At 62.3% G+C, this 14,031-nt stretch carries 16 protein-coding genes and 1 pseudogene; 4 read left to right on the top strand and 13 right to left on the bottom strand.

All coding sequences use genetic code 11. The features are described from left to right. Nucleotides 1-96: 96 nt before the first annotated feature. The 8 genes from NKJ46_RS01665 to coxB form a co-directional block, all read right to left on the bottom strand. The gene (locus NKJ46_RS01665; RefSeq protein ID WP_352661014.1) at nt 97-852 is read right to left on the bottom strand and encodes an SURF1 family protein; all 756 of its coding nucleotides are present in this window, start codon (nt 850-852) and stop codon (nt 97-99) included. Next, a complete protein-coding gene (locus tag NKJ46_RS01660; RefSeq protein ID WP_352661012.1) occupies nt 849-1,235 on the bottom strand; it encodes a DUF983 domain-containing protein in 387 nt (128 codons plus the stop codon). Before NKJ46_RS01660 ends, NKJ46_RS01665 begins: the two co-directional genes overlap by 4 nt. An 82-nt stretch (nt 1,236-1,317) precedes the next feature. Beyond that, entirely contained in the window at nt 1,318-2,199 is an 882-nt protein-coding gene (locus tag NKJ46_RS01655) for a cytochrome c oxidase subunit 3 (protein ID WP_023674137.1), read from the bottom strand. Nucleotide 2,200: 1 nt separating this feature from the next. Beyond that, nucleotides 2,201-2,833, bottom strand: a complete 633-nt coding sequence (locus NKJ46_RS01650) for a cytochrome c oxidase assembly protein (protein ID WP_292657471.1) — start codon at nt 2,831-2,833, stop codon at nt 2,201-2,203. A 7-nt stretch (nt 2,834-2,840) separates the two neighbouring features. Further along, nucleotides 2,841-3,008, bottom strand: a complete 168-nt coding sequence (locus NKJ46_RS01645; RefSeq protein WP_502903347.1) for a cytochrome c oxidase system small membrane protein — start codon at nt 3,006-3,008, stop codon at nt 2,841-2,843. After that, the gene (locus NKJ46_RS01640; protein ID WP_352661009.1) at nt 3,005-3,949 is read right to left on the bottom strand and encodes a heme o synthase; all 945 of its coding nucleotides are present in this window, start codon (nt 3,947-3,949) and stop codon (nt 3,005-3,007) included. Before NKJ46_RS01640 ends, NKJ46_RS01645 begins: the two co-directional genes overlap by 4 nt. 75 nt (nt 3,950-4,024) lie before the next feature. Beyond that, on the bottom strand, nt 4,025-5,677 hold the full coding sequence (ctaD, locus tag NKJ46_RS01635; protein ID WP_292657466.1) for a cytochrome c oxidase subunit I: 1,653 nt from the start codon (nt 5,675-5,677) through the stop codon (nt 4,025-4,027). Between the two features lie 38 nt (nt 5,678-5,715). After that, nucleotides 5,716-6,594, bottom strand: a complete 879-nt coding sequence (coxB, locus tag NKJ46_RS01630) for a cytochrome c oxidase subunit II (RefSeq protein ID WP_352489615.1) — start codon at nt 6,592-6,594, stop codon at nt 5,716-5,718. A gap of 371 nt (nt 6,595-6,965) precedes the next feature. Here coxB and NKJ46_RS01625 point away from each other — a divergent pair, with 371 nt between their 5' ends. From NKJ46_RS01625 to NKJ46_RS01615, 3 genes are all read left to right on the top strand, one after another. After that, complete coding sequence (locus NKJ46_RS01625; protein WP_254818452.1) at nt 6,966-7,490, top strand: invasion associated locus B family protein; 525 nt, start codon at nt 6,966-6,968, stop codon at nt 7,488-7,490. A gap of 127 nt (nt 7,491-7,617) precedes the next feature. Further along, nucleotides 7,618-9,030: a metalloprotease TldD gene (tldD, locus tag NKJ46_RS01620; protein WP_352661005.1), complete on the top strand. Its 1,413-nt coding sequence runs from the start codon at nt 7,618-7,620 to the stop codon at nt 9,028-9,030. 66 nt (nt 9,031-9,096) lie between these two features. Continuing rightward, nucleotides 9,097-9,804 carry an NAD-dependent deacylase gene (locus NKJ46_RS01615; protein ID WP_352661002.1) on the top strand — a complete coding sequence of 236 codons (708 nt, stop codon included), beginning with the start codon at nt 9,097-9,099 and terminating at the stop codon, nt 9,802-9,804. A gap of 248 nt (nt 9,805-10,052) precedes the next feature. Here NKJ46_RS01615 and NKJ46_RS01610 read toward each other — a convergent pair. The 4 genes and pseudogenes from NKJ46_RS01610 to NKJ46_RS01595 form a co-directional block, all read right to left on the bottom strand. Next, a pseudogene (locus tag NKJ46_RS01610) lies at nt 10,053-10,531 on the bottom strand (RES family NAD+ phosphorylase). After that, nucleotides 10,497-10,868: an antitoxin Xre/MbcA/ParS toxin-binding domain-containing protein gene (locus NKJ46_RS01605; protein ID WP_352660999.1), complete on the bottom strand. Its 372-nt coding sequence runs from the start codon at nt 10,866-10,868 to the stop codon at nt 10,497-10,499. Before NKJ46_RS01605 ends, NKJ46_RS01610 begins: the two are co-directional and overlap by 35 nt. Before the next feature lie 78 nt (nt 10,869-10,946). Then, nucleotides 10,947-12,188, bottom strand: coding sequence for a class I SAM-dependent RNA methyltransferase (locus NKJ46_RS01600; RefSeq protein ID WP_352660997.1), 1,242 nt, complete (start codon nt 12,186-12,188; stop codon nt 10,947-10,949). Further along, nucleotides 12,185-12,964 carry a TlyA family RNA methyltransferase gene (locus NKJ46_RS01595; RefSeq protein WP_352660994.1) on the bottom strand — a complete coding sequence of 260 codons (780 nt, stop codon included), beginning with the start codon at nt 12,962-12,964 and terminating at the stop codon, nt 12,185-12,187. Before NKJ46_RS01595 ends, NKJ46_RS01600 begins: the two co-directional genes overlap by 4 nt. 175 nt (nt 12,965-13,139) lie before the next feature. Here NKJ46_RS01595 and NKJ46_RS01590 point away from each other — a divergent pair, with 175 nt between their 5' ends. After that, a complete protein-coding gene (locus NKJ46_RS01590) occupies nt 13,140-13,541 on the top strand; it encodes a GFA family protein (RefSeq protein WP_352660991.1) in 402 nt (133 codons plus the stop codon). A gap of 27 nt (nt 13,542-13,568) precedes the next feature. Here NKJ46_RS01590 and NKJ46_RS01585 read toward each other — a convergent pair whose 3' ends face one another. Beyond that, complete coding sequence (locus NKJ46_RS01585; protein WP_352660988.1) at nt 13,569-13,862, bottom strand: hypothetical protein; 294 nt, start codon at nt 13,860-13,862, stop codon at nt 13,569-13,571. Nucleotides 13,863-14,031 lie beyond the last annotated feature (169 nt).

Below are 14,031 nucleotides of genomic sequence, written 5' to 3'. Positions count from 1 at the left end.
ACGCTGATTGTAGGCCGGTTGATCCGGTTATGACTTCTGAGCTCAAGGCGCGAAATGAGGTGTGCGACCCTGCCCTGTCAAGGGTTGTGGCGGCGATCATTGGTCTTTCGCCGGGCGGCGGAGCCAGGAGATGAGGACACCGGCAAGGGCGGCGGCAAGGCCGTACCAGGTTATCGCATATTGCAGATGGCTGTTCGGCAGGTCGATGACGGTGACACCGCCAACCGGCAGCCCGCCGGGGTTAGCCACGGCGTTCGCATCGATGAAGATCGGCACCAGCGCCGCACCTGCCGGCAGGCCGGCGCTCGAGGCCATCGCGTCACGATCTTTCCAGTAGAAGATGTTCTTATGCGGATCATTGTCGGGAAGCATCATCGAGGGCTTGGCCGGCAGCGGGTTGCGGGCGAGCCCCGTCACCGTCACTTCGCCCGTCGCCTGCCCCTGCGGCCGCTTGGCTGGGTCCTTGAAATCGTAAGGCACGAAGCCGCGGTTGATCAGTACGAAACGGCCATCGTCGAGCTGCAGCGGCGTGAAGACGTCGAAACCGGACTGGCCTTCCCAGGTGGCGAGGAAATGCCGCTCGCCTTGATGCCGGAAAGTGCCGGTCACCGTTACCGGCGTGTAGTCCACGTCGCCGGTGGCAGCAAACCGCTTTTCGACCTCGGCCAATGGCACAGGCGCCGAATGCGTGCGCTGGTCTATCGTCTGGAGAAGGCCCTCTTTCCAGTGCAGGCGCTGAACCTGCCAGGTGCCGAGCGCCAGCAGTATCAAAAACAGGACGACACCCAGGGCGAGCGCCAATGCGCGCTTCGGCCGCGACCGGCCGGCCACCGAACCCGATGCCTCGCTCATTCGCCGCGATCCAGCCGGCCCTCGGCCGCCTTGTTGCGGTATTGCAGCGTCAGCAGCACGCCCTTGATCAGCCGGAGCGCCGCCAGGCAAAGCACAAGCGTCAGCGGAATCCACAGCAGCAGATGCAGCCAGAGCGGCGGATTGAGCGTCACCTCCATCCACAGCGCCAGGCCGACGACGATGAAGCCGATGATCAGGATAACGAACACCGCCGGCCCGTCGCCGGCATCGGCGAAGGAATAATCGAGGCCGCAATTGGTGCAGCGATTGCCGACCGTGAGGAACCCTGAGAACAGCTTGCCCTCGCCACAGCGGGGGCAGCGGCCATGCAGGCCGGCCGAGATCGCATCGATTGGTGGCCAGATCGCCTTGTCGTCGCTCATGAGGTCATCCTAGGAGCATTTGCCGCAAAAGATAAGGCGGCCACGTCGCCGCAGCCGCCTTGTCGATTTCCTCAGCTCGATCTCAGTGCGGTTCGATCATCGCGCCGTTCGATGCCCAGACGTAGATCGAGGCAAACAGGAACAGCCACACCACGTCGACGAAGTGCCAGTACCAGGCGGCGGCCTCGAAGCCGAAATGTTGCTTGGGCGTGAAGTCGCCCTTCATGGCGCGGATCAGGCAGACCAGCAGGAAGATCGTGCCGATGATGACGTGGAAACCATGGAAGCCGGTCGCCATGAAGAAGGTGGCGCCGTAGATCGAATCCCTGAAGCCGAACGGCGCGTGCATGTACTCGTAGGCCTGCACCATGGTGAACAGCATGCCGAGGCCGACGGTCAGCACCAAGCCGTTGATCAGGCCTTTGCGGTCGCCGTGGATGAGCGAGTGGTGCGCCCAGGTCACCGTGGTGCCCGACAGAAGCAGGATGACGGTGTTGTAGAGCGGCAGATGGAAGGGGTCGAGAACTTCGAGGCCCTTGGGTGGCCAGACGCCGCCGGTGAAGGCGGTACGGGCGTATTGATGGACCTCGCCCGGAAACAGGCTGGCGTCGAAGAAGGCCCAGAACCAGGCGACGAAGAACATCACCTCGGAGGCGATGAACATGATCATGCCGTAGCGCAGGTGCAGCGACACGACACGGGTGTGGTGTCCCTCATGCGCTTCCTTGATCGTATCCGACCACCAGGCGAACATCGTGTAGATGACGATCAGCAGGCCGATGAAGAACAGCCATGGATTGGCGACATTGAAACCGAAGATCGGGAAATCGCCGCCCTTGAGGTATTGCATGTAACAGACGCCGCCGAACGCGGTCACCAGCGCCCCGACGGAGCCCAGGAAAGGCCACGGGCTCGGGTCGACGAGGTGGTAGTCATGTTGTGGTTTTGCGTGTGCGTCTGCCATATCAACCCCCGAGGCTTGCTTCGGTATCTGAAATCTTGTTGCGGCGGCCGTCGGCCGGCACCGATGATGCGACCGGCTTGGTCTTGTCGACCGGGAACATCGTGTAGGACAGGGTAATCGTCCTCAAATCCTTCAATTCCGGCGCGTTGACGATGTCGGGATCGACATAGAACACGACCGGCATGTCCAGTGTCTCGCCCGGCTTCAGCGTCGTGTCGGTGAAGCAGAAACACTCGACCTTGTTGAAGTAAGGTCCGGCCAGCTCAGGCTGTACATTGAAGGTGGCCCGTCCGGTGATGGGCCGGCTGAATTTGTTCGTCGCGCTGAAATGCGCCTCGGCGGTCTCGCCGATCTTGATGGTGATCGAGCGGGCGACCGGTTGGAATTGCCAGGGAACCCCGACCGTGTTGGCATCGAAGCGGATGGTGATGTCGCGGTCGAGCACCCGGTCGGCATATTGCTGGGTCGCCCTTTTGACGGTGCCGCCGTAGCCTGTCGCCTGGCAGAACATCGCATAGAGCGGCACCGCGGCGTAGGCCATGCCGATCATGCCGCCGAAGAACGCGATGCAGACGCCGGCGACGACACGGTTCGTGTTTTTCTTCGTAGGATCGGTGACTGTTTGCCTGGTCATCGTCAGCTCACATCGAGCCGGGGAAACTGTGACCAAATTTCACGATGGTCGCGACGTAGAATATGACGACCAGCGCCGCCAGCGCGAAACCGATTGCGGCCGAGCGATTGCGGCGGGCCTTCTGCTGACGTTCGGTCAGCGTGACCAGTTCAAGCTTCTTGTCGACCATGCTCATGCTCCACCGATGGTCAGCGCGCGCGCGACGACGCAATCGCCAAGGTAGGTGGCGAAGATGGCGAAGAGATAAAGCAGCGAATAGCCGAACAAGGCCTTGGCCGGCCTCATCGCCCTGTCGTCATCGGCCATTTGCAGCACCTTCCACGCATACCAGACGAAGCCGGCGCCGAGCAGCAATGCAACGATGCCATAGGCCGGCGTGGTGAAGCCGAGAACCCATGGCAGCACGCCAACCGGCGCGAGGACCAGCGCATAGGCAAAGATCTGGCGTCTGGTCGCGGGATGGCCGGCAACATTCGGCATCATCGGAATACCTGCCTTGGCGTAGTCCTCCGACTTGAACAGTGCGAGCGCCCAGAAATGCGGGGGCGTCCACAGGAAGATGATCAGGAACAGCACCAAGCTTTCGAGGCTGATCGATCCGGTGACCGCCGCCCAGCCGATGACCGGCGGAATGGCACCGGCGGCCCCGCCGATAACGATGTTCTGCGGCGTCCAGCGCTTCAGCCACATCGTATAGATAACGGCATAGAAAAAGATGGTGAAGGCTAGAAGCGACGCTGCCAGCCAGTTGACCAGCACGCCGAGCGTCATCACCGACAGAACCGACAGCACCAATCCGAAGCTCAATGCCTCGCCTGGCCGGATGCGGCCGGCCGGCACGGGACGGCCGGCGGTGCGCGTCATCACCGCATCGATGTCTGCGTCGTACCACATGTTGAGCGCACCGGATGCGCCAGCACCAATGGCAATAGCCAGGATCGCTATCACCGCCAGCAGCGGATTGATGGTCACCGGGGCGGCGACCATGCCGACAAACGCGGTGAACACCACCAGCGACATGACGCGCGGCTTCAGCAGGGCGAAGAAATCGCCCGCCGTCGCTTCCGACATGCGGAAGCCCGGCTCGTCAATCAGTCCGTCTTCGGCAAGGGCCATGCGTACTAAAGTCCATCATTCCGTTGGCCAAAACCGCCGGCCGGCCGGCGGTTCCGTATTAAAGGAGGCAACCGCCTACTTGATCTTCGGCAACTGTTCCCACTGGTGGAACGGCGGCGGCGAAGGCAGCTGCCATTCCAGCGTGGTCGCACCCTCGCCCCAAGGATTGGCGCCGGCGACCCGCTTCTTCTGGAACGCCTCGAAGACGCCGAACAGGAAGATGACGACGCCGACAGCCGAGATGTACGAGCCGTAGGACGACACCATATTCCAGCCGGCGAAGGCGTCGGGATAGTCGATATAACGACGCGGCATACCGGAGAGACCGAGGAAGTGCTGCGGGAAAAAGACCAGGTTGACGCCGACGAAAGTGACCCAGAAGTGGGTGTTGGCGATCACCGGCGAATACATGTAGCCGGTCATCTTCGGGAACCAGTAGTACCAGCCGGCGAAGATGGCGAAGACCGCGCCCAGCGACAGCACGTAGTGGAAGTGCGCGACCACGAAATAGGTGTCGTGCAGCGGGCGGTCGAGGCCGGCATTGGCCAGCTGCACGCCGGTGACGCCGCCAACGGTGAACAGGAAGATGAAGCCGATCGCCCACAGCATCGGGGTCTTGAGCGAAATCGACCCGCCCCACATAGTGGCGATCCACGAGAAGATCTTCACACCCGTCGGCACCGCGATGACCATGGTGGCAAAGACGAAATAGCGCTGGGTGTCGAGCGACAGGCCCGTCGTGTACATGTGGTGGGCCCAGACGATGAAGCCCACCGCGCCGATGGCAACCATCGCATAGGCCATGCCGAGATAGCCGAACACCGGCTTCCTCGAAAAGGTCGAGATGATGTGGCTGATGATGCCGAAACCCGGCAGGATCAGAATGTAGACCTCCGGATGGCCGAAGAACCAGAACAGGTGCTGGAACAGGATCGGATCGCCGCCGCCGTCCGGGGCGAAGAAGGTGGTGCCGAAATTGCGGTCGGTCAAAAGCATGGTGATGCCGCCGGCCAGCACCGGCAACGACAGCAGCAACAGGAAGGCGGTGATCAGCACCGACCAGGCGAACAGCGGCATCTTGTGCATGGTCATGCCGGGCGCGCGCATGTTGAAGATGGTGGTGATGAAGTTGATGGCACCAAGAATCGAGGAGGCGCCGGCGATGTGGATTGAAAGAATCGCCAGATCCATGGCCGGCCCAGGCTGGCCCGATGTCGACAGCGGCGGATAAAGCGTCCAGCCGCCGCCGACGCCATAGGCGCCGGGCGCACTCGGGACGAAGGCCGAGAAAATCAGCAGGATGAAAGCCGGCGGCAGCAGCCAGAACGACACGTTATTCATGCGCGGGAAGGCCATATCCGGCGCGCCGATCATGATCGGTACCATCCAGTTGGCAAAGCCGCCGATCAGCGCCGGCATCACCATGAAGAAGATCATGATCAGCGCATGCGCGGTGGTGAAAGCATTGTACATACTCTTGCCGCCGTCGATGGCGGCGTCGCCGTTCATGCCGTAGACCATCTGCGCCAGGCCAGTGAATATCTGGATGCCCGGCTCCTGCAATTCCATGCGCATGACGACCGACAAGGCGCCACCGATGCAGCCCGCCATGATCGCGAAGATCAGATAAAGCGTACCGATGTCCTTGTGGTTGGTCGAATACACCCACCGGACCCAGCCATGATATGGCTTGTGGTCGTGGTCGTCGTGAGCTGCAGCGTCTGCCATGGTCGGCTCCGTTCCCTGAATCTTTTCTGGTCGCGACATCAGTTGCCGGCGGCCGCTACCTTGTTCGTGCCATCGACCTCGGCCATCAGCGCCTTGTTGGCGCCGGGAAGGTCGGTCTTGGCTGCCGCCAGCCAGGTCTTGTATTGCGCATCGGAGACGACGCGAATGGCGATCGGCATGAAGGCGTGGTCCTTACCGCAGAGTTCCGAGCACTGGCCGTAATAGAGGCCTTCCTTATCGGCCTTGAACCACACCTCGTTGATGCGGCCCGGCACCGCATCGGTCTTGATGCCGAAGGACGGCATGGCAAAGGCGTGAATGACGTCGGTCGCCGTCACCAGCACGCGGGTCATGGTGTTGACCGGCACCACCATCTCATTGTCGACGGCGAGCAGGCGCGGATACGCGGCGCGATCTTCCTTGCCGGCAGCAGCCCTGTCGGCATCCTGAAGGATCGCGGAATTGAAGGAAAGCGTGTTGTCGACCTGGTATTCGTAGTCCCAGTTCCACTGATTGCCGGTCGCCTTGACGGTCAGCTTGGCTTCTTCGGGCGGCGTGTACTGCGCGGTCAGCAGCTGGAACGAGGGAATGGCGAGACAGAGCAGGATGACGACGGGACCGACAGTCCAGATGACCTCGATCAGCGTGTTGTGGCTGGTGCGCGACGGGGTCGGGTTGACGCTCGCCCGGAACCGCAAAATGCAGTAGGCGATCAGAAAAAGCACCAAGGCGGTGATCACGATAATGAACGCGAACGAGTAGTTCCCGAACCATTCGATCTGCCGCATGATGTCGGTTGCCGGAGGCTGAAAACTGGTTTCCCAAGGTTGGGGCTGGGCTGCATGAGCGGATGCAGCGGCAAACAACGTGGCAGCAGCACTAGCTACGATTTTGGCGGTTGCCAGGAATTTTCTCATCGCCCTCGTCATCTCCCAGTTCCTCGCGATCGAACCGCAAGAATGTCGAACAATGCCGGGACGGGAATCCCGGACAATTCAAGGCTGGTTCAAACCATACTCTATTTGCCTCCGCAAGAAAGGAGCGCCGGAACCCGTGCGGCATTTTTGCGCGCAAGCGCGGCGCTGGCTTCGTGCGGTGACAGCTCGCCGCGAATCACCAGAGCGGCATCCGGGTAGAATGAGCCGCGCGGCGCGCGGAACCGTCGCAATTAGGGCGAAATTGGCACGGAAAAGCGCATTGTCGCCTGTGTCGGGGCAGATCGCCGGGGTCTCGTCCTTTACTTGGGTTTAGTGCGGCTTAAAGTGCCGTGATTCGCAATGGAGCCGTCATGAACCCTTGGCTTTCGAGAACCTTGGCGAAGGTCATCCTTGTTGCCGCCGCAATAGCCTTGCCCGGCGCCGGCCTGGCCAATGCCGCGCAGCCAAGCGGCACGGTGAAGTCGACGCATGGGGCGTGGTCGATCATCTGCGATACGCCGGCCGGTGCTACGTCCGAACAATGCGTGATGATGCAGAACGTCGTCGCCGAGGACCGCCCGGAAATGGGGCTTTCCGTCGTCGTGCTGCGCACAGCAGACAACAAGGCCGAAATCCTGCGTGTGCTGGCGCCGCTCGGCGTGCTGTTGCCCAACGGCCTCGGCCTCAATGTCGACGGCAAGGATATCGGCCGCGCCTACTTCGTGCGCTGTTTCCAGGACGGCTGCTATGCCGAGGTCATCCTGGAAAAGCCGCTGCTCGACACGCTGAAGACCGGAACGTCCGCCACCTTCATCGTCTTCCAGACGCCGGAAGAAGGCATCGGCATTCCCGTCGATCTCAAGGGTTTCGCCGACGGCTTTGCCGCCCTGCCCTGAACGCGGTGTTGTAGCACGATCCAGTGATGTTGACCGGCCGCGGTCACGGCGAATGTCATTTCAGATTGTCTGTGCGGGCCTTCGCGCCTACATCGTGGGAAACAATCCTCCTGCGAACGGATACGCCATGAACAGCCTAATCGGCCAATTCGACATTTCCGACGATCGCATCAAGCAGATCGTCGCCGAGACTATCAACGGCGCCGACGACGGCGAACTGTTTCTCGAATACAGCGAGAGCGAAGCGCTGATGTTCGACAATGGCAAACTGAAGACGGCGAATTTCAACACCGACCAGGGTTTCGGCCTGCGCGCCGTCGCCGGCGAAGCCAGCGGCTACGCCCATTCCAGCGATCTCTCCGAAGCCTCGCTGCTGCGCGCCGCCGATGCCGTTTCGACGGTGAAGAGCGGCTATTCCGGCACGCTTGCCGCAGCGCCCGCCCGCACCAACCGCCATCTCTACGGCGACGGAAACCCTATCCCCTCGCCTTCCTTCGAGGCCAAGGCCAAGCTGCTTCAGGAAATAGACGCGTGGCTGCGGTCCGAGGATCCGCGCGTCAGGCAGGTGACGGCGTCGCTCGCCGCCTCCTGGCAGCATGTCGAGATCGTGCGCGCCGACGGCCAGATGGTGCGCGACATCCGTCCGCTGGTCAGGATCAACGTGTCGGTGGTGGTCGGCGACGGCGACCGTCAGGAGAGCGGCTCCTACGGCACGGGCGGCCGCAAGGATTTTGGCGAATTCCTGGTCGAGGACAGCTGGAAGCACGCGGCCAAGGAGGCACTGCGGCAAGCGCTCGTCAATCTCGAAGCGGTTCCAGCACCTGCCGGCACTTTCGACATCGTGCTGTCGAGCGGCTGGCCGGGCGTCATGCTGCACGAGGCCGTCGGCCACGGGCTGGAAGGCGATTTCAACCGTAAGAAGACGTCGGCCTTTGCCGGCCTGCTTGGCCAACCGGTGGCAGCGAAAGGCGTCACTGTCGTTGACGACGGCACCATGCCCGAGCGGCGTGGTTCGCTGACCGTCGACGACGAAGGCACGCCTTCGGCCTATAACGTGCTGATCGACGATGGCAAGCTGGTCGGCTACATGCAGGACCGCCAGAACGCCCGGCTGATGGGCATGAAAGCCACCGGCAACGGGCGGCGCCAAGGTTACGCACACGAGCCGATGCCGCGCATGACCAACACCTATATGACAGCAGGCGGTATGGAGCCGGACGAGATCATCGCGTCGGTCAAGAACGGCATCTATGCCGTGTCGTTCGGCGGCGGCCAGGTCGACATCACTTCAGGCAAGTTCGTGTTCGGCTGCACCGAGGCCTACATGATCGAGAACGGCAAGGTGACGCAACCGATCAAGGGCGCCATGCTGATCGGCAACGGGCCGGACGCGATGCATCGCGTTTCGATGATCGGCAATGATATGAAGCTCGACACCGGCATCGGCATGTGCGGCAAGGCCGGACAGGGTGTGCCGGTCGGCGTCGGCCAGCCGCATCTCAGGATGAACCAGATGACGGTCGGCGGCACCAGGGTTTGATGCGGCGGCCGCGTTCCGGTAACATCGCCTTCTAAATGATGTTTCCGGATGCCGGTGTCTTCGACCATGTCCAAAGCCAAAATCGTCATCCTGACAGGCGCCGGCATTTCGGCGGAGTCGGGCGTCGCCACGTTCCGGGATCCCGACGGGGTCTGGGCGAAATACGACCTGCAGGACGTGGCCACGCCGCAAGGTTTTGCGCGCGATCCCGTAAAGGTGCAGGATTTCTACAATATGCGCCGGCGGCAGATGGGCAGCGTCGAGCCAAATGCGGCGCACGCCGCGCTGGCCAAGCTCGAGCAGAAATTCCCAGGCGACGTCCTCGTCGTCACGCAGAATATCGACGACCTGCATGAGCGCGCCGGTTCGCGCAAACTGATCCATATGCATGGAGAACTGGACCATGCCCTTTGCCTGGGCTGCGGGCAAAGCAGCGCCTGGGCCGACGACATCGCTGCCCATTCGGCCTGTCCAGCGTGTGGCGCAAAAGGTCAATTGAGGCCTGACGTGGTCTGGTTCGGCGAAATGCCTTACCGCATGGAGGAGATCGGCGAGGCGCTGACGCGCTGCGACCTGTTCGTGGCCATCGGCACCAGCGGCAGTGTCTACCCGGCAGCAGGTTTCGTGGAGGAGGCACGCGCGGCCGGAGCCGTAACAGCCGAACTCAATCTGAAATGCGCCGGCTGGGCCTCCCGTTTCGACGAGCAGATGGAAGGGCCGGCGACACAAGTGGTGCCTGCCTTCGTCGAGCGCGTCCTTTCAGGCGCAGGCTAGCACCGTCTGGTTATGCAGCCTTGAATTCAGCGCGCGATCAGCATCTTTGTTATGTCGGGAGAGGAAATTGTGATGGTCGGCGGAGAACAGCTAGAAGTCACCAGTTCGACCGACGATCAAGTCATACTGCCTGTTCCAGTCTTGCCCCTAACGCGGCCAGAGGACGTGTTTGGATCCCTGCCCACAGAGGCAGGCCGAAGACGTTGGAAGAGATGGAGGCGGGTGTGCTCGCCGCGGCTCGAATTGCCCTAAAGCCATGAAGCCGGTGTTTTCGGCAGGCGATGGTCGGGATCGATGATTTCAAGACGCGGAGCATCGTTTTCGTTCCAGCGCCACAGCGCGACGCATGTGCCGCCGGGCGACATGAAGGACGGGTAGATCACGCCGTGCAGCCCGTCGCCAAGCAAGCGGTCTCTCAGCTGATGCGTCTCGAGCACACAGCCTCTATCCACGATGTCACGCCATTCGCATCGGTGAATGCCCGCCGCTACACCAAGCTGCACCAGCGTATCGGCGTCTGTCAGGTCGGCCAGCCGGGCGCCTGACAGCTTCAATCGTGCAATCGGCGCCGGGTGCTGGACAAAAGCGCGCCAATCGGATTCCAGCGGCCGCCGAAGCGGGCCGCGCCGTCACCGGAAAGCGGCAGATGGGCCCAGCCCGGCACAAAAGCGCGCCACAGGGTCAGCCTGGTTTCAGGCATAGATGCCGGAGCGGACTGCCTCCAGATAGGCAAGCACCTTGTCCGTCTTACCTTCGCGAACCAGATCGTAGGCGGTCTTTCCGGCCCAACCGGGGATCGGCTGATGCTTGAACCAGATCGCCGCACGATGTTCATCACCGACCATCTCGCCGGCCGTCGCCAGGATACGGACGATGGGACTCAATGCGGCGTCGACCTTGCGCGCACCGGATTTGGCGGCAAGCGTGTTGCGCGCGAGACCGGTCAGCCCCGCCAGTTCTGTCATATTGACCCCTAGCAGTTCAGCGACCCGCCTTGGCGAGAGAAACGGCGCCCGCTCCTCGCCGAAGCGCGACGCCGAAATCTCAAAGGCTTTGGTGCTCATTGCAATTTCCTAGCACATTTTGAACAACGCACGTTCAAATGCGCTTTGTTGGTGCGCATTTCACGCCCATAAATGCTGCTAGCGCCTTCGCCTCGGCTTCTCCAACAGCGCCACGGCCTCGACATGCGGCGACCACAGGAACTGGTCGATCGGCGTCACGCTCTTCAGGGCGTAGCCGCCGTCCATGAGAATGCGTAGGTCCCGCGCCAGCGTTACCGGATTGCAGGACACCGCGGCGACGAGCGGCACGTCGGAGCGCGCGATCTGCTTCGACTGGTCCTCGGCGCCGGCGCGAGGCGGGTCGAAGACAACGCCGTCAAAGGCATTCAACTCCTTGGATGTGAGCGGCCGCCGGAACAAGTCGCGACGTTCGCCGGTCACCCGCTTCAGGCCGCTGGCGAAACGGAATGCCCGGTCGAGCGCCGCGAGTGCTGCCGCATCGCCTTCCACCGCGTGAACTTCCGATCTTGCGGCCAGGCGCAGTGCGAAGCTGCCGCAGCCGGCGAAGAGATCGGCGACCTTTTTGGCACGCGCGAGATGCTGGCCGACAATGCCGGCCATCGCTTGTTCGGCGGCCTCGGTCGCCTGCAGGAAAGCGCCCGGAGGCACTGCAACGGCGACGCCACCAAACAGGACGACCGGTTTCTTTGGTTCGATAATGATCTCGCCGTCGACCGACAGCCTGGCTAGCCCCTCGGCGATGATGAAGTTGGAGGCGACGCGGCGCTGGTTCTCGCCGAGCTTACCGGAATCGTGAACCGCGACATCGAGGCCGGAACCGGTTACCGTCACCGCCATGTGGAACGATTTGGTCGTGGTGCTGATCAGTCCGGCAAGCATCCTCAAACGGTCGAGCGCAGCGACGATCTGCGGCGCCGAGATCGGGCACTCCTCGATGGAGATGATTTCGGACGACAGCGCGCGAACGAAGCCGAACTGCATTCCCGCCTCGCTCCGCCGGGCGGTGAAGACGACGCGGCGGCGCGTGTGCGGCGCGCACGGCACCAGCGCGCCGACATCGCAAGCGATGCCCTTGCTCTTCAGCGCATGCACTACCTTTTCGCGCTTCCACTGGTGATAGGCTTCAGTCTCGAGATGTTGGACGGCGCAGCCGCCGCACGCGCCGAAATGCCGGCACGGCGGATCGACCCGCAGCGGCGAAGCCTCAAGCACCGACATCAAGGTAGCGCGATCTTTCTCCCGCGCGGCGGTGACGACCTCTCCCGGCAGCGCGAACGGAATGAAAACCTCGCCGGTTTCCGTCTCGGCGATGCCGTCGCCCTGCGAGCCCAATTTTGCGATCGTGAAACGGGTGCTCATCGCTTCTGGGTCTCGGTGTCCTTGATGCCGCCGAGCAGGAACTCGCGGTTGCCGTCGCCGCCCTCTATCGGCGACAGATGCAGCCCCAGCGAGCGCCAGCCGGCAATGGTGTCGAGCCAGTCCTGCATCAGGCCGGCAATGCGCGCCGCATCATAGGGGTCCTTCAGCAGGCCGCCCTTGCCGATCGCCTCGCGGCCGGCCTCGAATTGCGGCTTGACCAGAAACACAGCTTTTGCGCCGTTCCTGGCCAAGGCAAGCGCCGGCGGGAGCGCCAGTTTCAGCGAGATGAAGCTGACATCCGAGACGATGAAATCCGGCACACGGCCGCCGAGATCGGCGGTAGTCAGTTCGCGCGCATTCAGGCCTTCAATTACCGTCACGCGCGGATCGCCGGCAATGTCGGAGTGCATCTGGCCGTGCCCGACATCGATCGCCGTGACATGCGCCGCGCCGCGTTCGAGCAGCACCTGCGTGAAGCCGCCGGTCGAGGCGCCGACATCGAGCGCTTCGCTGCCGGTTGGGTCGAGCGCGAAATGGTCGAGACCAGCCTTCAGCTTCAGTGCAGCGCGCGACACGTAACCTTGCGCCGGATCGTCAACGACGATGTTGCACTCAGGCAGAACGGCCTGGCCCGGCTTGAGGGCGACGATGCCGTCGACCGTCACGGTGCCGCGCTCGACCGCGTCGCGGGCACGCGAGCGGCTGGCAAACAGACCGCGCTGGACGAGCAATTCGTCGAGCCGCTGGCGTATGCTGGCTGGCGGAAGGGAAGTCATCGGCCTTCATGGCGAAAGCCAACGATGATGGCAAGGATATTGGCGATGAGAGAAGGCATAGTTGGAAAAGCGGGTGAACTCATCAGCCGCAGCGCTGTTTGTCGAACCTCGCACGAGACCCGACGCAATGCTAAGAAGGAGATGCCGTTTAGCCGTCGAAACGTGGAGGAGGAACATGCTGACGGGAACCTGCCACTGCGGCGCAGCCCACTGGACCCTGGAGGGCGATCCCGGTTCGATCACTGCCTGCAATTGCACACTTTGCCGTCGCTACGGCACGCTCTGGGCTTACGACTATGTCGACGAACGAATCCGCCTTGCGGGGCCTGTAAGCGCCTATACGCGCGTCGGAAAGGCCCATCCTTCGCTTGAGATTCTCTTCTGTCCAACCTGCGCTTGCGTCCTTGCATGGCGCGGTCTGCATGCCGATGCCGCCGGTCGCTACCGTATCGCCGTCAATGTGAGGCTTGCGCCGCCCGAGGCTGTCGCCGATCTCCCGATCGACCATTTCGATGGTCTCGATACATTCGAGGATTTACCGAGAGATGGTCGCTGTGTGCGGGATATGTGGTTCTAGTTTCTAGCGTCTCTTCGGGATCATGCTTTAGAATATGATCCGCGAAACCCGCCGCTCGACGGCCGGCGTCAGACCGTCGCTGCTGTCGCCGGACACCTGCGTGCGCGGCCGGTCAATGGAAATGGACGCCTTCGGCAAGGTGTCGGGGCAGACGACGAATTGCGGCGCCTGCGTGTCGGAAAAGCCGCCACGGATTTCGCCGATCTTGCCGGCGACGATGCCCATCACCGCCTTTTCGAGTTTGCGGTCGTAGCGCGTTTCGGCCGCGGCCGACGCGGCGAAGATTGCCATTAGCGCGATGCCGCCCAAAAGCGATCTCATTGGTCTTCATTCCCCTGCCGGTCGCTTTCTAGCAGGGCAGCGTTGAAGAACGGCCAAAGAACACGGTAAGCAAATCGCCAAACGGCTGCGTAAACAGCATGTTACGACCGTCCGCCGGCGATTTGATTCAAGCAGTTGAGATTTTGATTCAGACTAGCATCTTGCAGCA

Source organism: Mesorhizobium sp. M0166, assembly GCF_040322255.1.
In the GTDB taxonomy this organism is placed as follows: domain Bacteria; phylum Pseudomonadota; class Alphaproteobacteria; order Rhizobiales; family Rhizobiaceae; genus Mesorhizobium.
The sequence above is the reverse complement of the archived record's forward strand: the minus strand, read 5'-3'. Positions and strand labels throughout refer to the sequence as shown.